General features: G+C 68.0%; 1 protein-coding gene. It reads left to right on the plus strand.

Features of this window, described 5'->3' with window-relative positions:
• Positions 1 to 259 (plus strand): sterol desaturase family protein (locus tag SB751_RS32330; RefSeq protein ID WP_410749301.1); only part of this gene is annotated, 259 nt, incomplete at both ends.

The raw sequence follows: 259 nt of genomic DNA on the forward strand, positions 1-259 counted from the left end.
CCTCGGCTGGCTCGGCGAGCGCCTGATCGTGAGCCCGACGTTCCACCGGCGTCATCATGCGGTCGGCTACGGTCACGAAGGCACCAAGTACGGCTGCAACTTCGGCGTGCTGTTTCCGTGGTGGGACATGATGTTCGGCACCGCGTCGTGGAACCGCACGGTCGAGCCGACCGGCATCCGCGAGCAGATGGAGGGCGTGTCCTACGGCGACGGCTTCTGGGCGCAGCACGGCCTCGCGTTCGTGCGGATCTTCCGCCGG

Source organism: Cupriavidus sp. SIMBA_020 (assembly GCF_046535395.1).
Lineage (GTDB): Bacteria > Pseudomonadota > Gammaproteobacteria > Burkholderiales > Burkholderiaceae > Cupriavidus > Cupriavidus campinensis.